The sequence below is a fragment of the Bacillus thermotolerans genome, from assembly GCF_000812025.2.
Classification (GTDB): domain Bacteria; phylum Bacillota; class Bacilli; order Bacillales; family Domibacillaceae; genus Quasibacillus; species Quasibacillus thermotolerans.
In genome coordinates this window covers 1-2665 of record NZ_JWJE02000112.1, presented here as the reverse complement: position 1 = coordinate 2665, position 2665 = coordinate 1, and the positions used below count along the sequence as shown (strand labels likewise).

The following is a 2665-nucleotide window of genomic DNA, read 5'->3' as shown; positions in this document are numbered from 1 at the left end:
ATGGCTTAAAGTTAAAACTTTAAGCCATTTCTCAATTTTACATATATTTACTGTTTATTGCGGGTAATGACAGCTACGCTGTTGTTACCCCTATTCAACTTTACCTCTCCTTTGTTATTTATTATTAACTTACTTTATGTAAGTAATTATATTTATGAAATTAACATTCGTAAAGTTAATAAATGATAAAAAGTTATTTAATTGATTTAGGTTTATGGGTATAATAGGAATAAGGAGGGATTTGCTTGGATCAGTCGCTTATTTGTCCCAGATTTGAAAAAGCCATCACATTGTTAAGCAAAAGGTGGACTGGACTCATTATTTACCAGTTGTTAAATGGTCCGCAGCGCTTCTGTACCGTTGAATCTTCTATCGGAATAAGCGGAAAAGTTCTTTCGGATCGGCTAAAGGATTTAGAGAACGAAGGGATTGTAAAACGTGAAGTTATTCCCGAGACACCGGTCCGGATTGAGTATTCATTGACAGAGAAGGGACTAGCCATGGAGCCTCTCATGAAAGAGATCGAAAAATGGTCACAGGAATGGTTAGAAGCATAATGAAACAAACATTCATCATGTATAAAAGGATATAATCTGGCAAGAAACATGCCAGGTTATATCCTTTTTTTATTGGTGTATTTATTAAAAAATAAATATTTAATAAAAGAAGAAAAGAAATAAAGAAGTAAAGAAAAAAATAAAAAAAGAAATATACTTCGACTATTGTTCGGAACGTCTGGTTTGGTGGTGTCTTTCAAGAGAGCAGTCGCTTAGCTGGTCAGTACTTTTAGTTAAGGGAATAAAAAGTCATCATTGTACTTAAGCAAATGTTGAAAACGTGTAAATCAAGAAGCAATTATAAATTTTTCAGTTAGTTTATAGTGCAAAATTCAAATTAAGTTTCAAAAATTAAAAACCGCCTCTAAGGTCCTTCAAAATGAAAGTATTCCAAACGCTCGTTATTTCTGCTGTCAAGCTTGTGGGGGATTCTCTATTTATTGAGCTAACGAAGCAAGTTTCTTTCAAAATAAAAAACGTTATCCTCTCGGGAAACTAACCGAAGAAGATAACGTTTTTAACGAAGTGATTCCTTTATCAATAACTAATAAACCGGTGGCTAATGCCACTTTGTCAGCTGGGCTTGTAAGGATGCCCGGTTATTTACTCCTGTTTTTCGGTAAATATTTTTTACATGTTTGTTTACCGTATGAATACTGATAAATAACTCTTCTGGTATTTCCTTGTACGTGTATCCTTTTTTTAGAAAAACACACACTAGTGTTGCATGAATAATATTTAAATTTTCAGTTTAATTATTTTCCTTATTTGGAGCCAAAAAAGGAAATACCCATACAAAGGTGGCTCTATCCATTTGGAAATTATTTTATAATTAGACTGAGGTGACACCGACAGTTTGTCTGATTAAGGAACAGCCTTTCCTTCTATTTTTCGAATCCAGATCGTAGCCGGCTTCCACAATGCTGCCTTTAAATATCGGCTAATCTGCAGAATTTTTCTCTTGCTGTCCGTCTCGATCTGCGCGAGAACATTGAGACAATAGACGATTAACGCGATGAACACCTGATTCTGTATCGCCCACTCGCTTTGGCCGTAGAACTTTTTGATGTTTAAGTGCTGCTTGATCCATTTGAAAAAAGTTCAATGGCCCAGCGGGCCTTGTACATCTCTGAAATTTCTTCTGCGCTCAAATCAAAACGGTTTGTGATGAGGTGAAGCAGATTCCCTTTTGAATCAGCCACTTTTAGAAGGCGGAAGTAATTCTCTGTACGGTTTTGTGTGCTTCCGAGCAACACCATTTGATCAGACAAAACAGATGAATCATCAGGTAATGGAAAATCACTGACTTCTCGGATCACAGCGTTTTTGCGTAGTCTAGAGAGAAAAAAGTATCCATCATCCGTCATACGGTCAAAGCGCTCGTAGTCCAGATATCCTCTGTCAAACACATACATGCATTCTTTGTCATCGACCAGAACTTCCAACTGACCTCGGTCATGTTCACTGGCTTTGGTGATGACGGCTTTTTCCGGATAGGAAGATCCCTTTTCCATGAAGACAAGACGAAGATGTAACTTTACGCCTGCTTTAGTTTTCCGAAATTTTGCCCACCGATGATTCGTCAAATTAAGTGGCAATGTACTCGAATCAATGATTTTCGAAGGCATAACCAGTTTTGTATAGTGGGTTTTGGCGTGAATCTGCCCCACTAAATCGAGGAAAAGAAGTTGAAACAGATCTGGATTTAAGCTGTTTAACCGTCGAGATAACCGAGAAATACTGATCAAATCTAGTTCAATTCCCTTTTGAAGCTGTTCGTCAAAAAGACAATCACCAAGAGCGTGCAGGCTCTCGACTTCAACTAGCTGCGCAAAGAGCAGCAGTTTCAGGGAGGACTCTGTCCTTAACTTTTTTGTATAATAGTCTAATTTCTTGATTTTCACCTGATCTTCAATTAATTGAAGATTCATGGCTGAAAACCATTGCCCAAATGAAGTTTTTCGTGTAATCTTGTCCATGCGTGAGTCCTTTTTAGTGGATTTGGACGGGTTACCACCTGACTTATCCATTATAAAGGACTTTTTCTTTGCACAAAATAAAATTAGTGAAGATTTTGGGTCTTTTTAATATTGAAATTAAATTAGTGC

The 2665-nt window shown here is 36.8% G+C and carries 2 protein-coding genes and 1 pseudogene; 1 reads left to right on the top strand and 2 read right to left on the bottom strand.

Annotation, left to right across the window (positions count from 1 at the left end; genetic code table 11):
* Positions 1 to 245: 245 nt before the first annotated feature.
* On the top strand, positions 246 to 557 hold the full coding sequence (locus QY97_RS19240) for a winged helix-turn-helix transcriptional regulator (RefSeq protein WP_039237134.1): 312 nt from the start codon (positions 246 to 248) through the stop codon (positions 555 to 557).
* Positions 558 to 1116: 559 nt separating this feature from the next.
* On the opposite strand, the gene QY97_RS21210 is transcribed toward QY97_RS19240, so the two are convergent.
* Together QY97_RS21210 and QY97_RS19235 are read right to left on the bottom strand one after the other, a co-directional pair.
* Entirely contained in the window at positions 1117 to 1275 is a 159-nt protein-coding gene (locus tag QY97_RS21210; protein WP_198402954.1) for a helix-turn-helix transcriptional regulator, read from the bottom strand.
* Positions 1276 to 1421: 146 nt separating this feature from the next.
* Positions 1422 to 2536, bottom strand: a pseudogene (locus QY97_RS19235) (IS4 family transposase).
* Positions 2537 to 2665 lie beyond the last annotated feature (129 nt).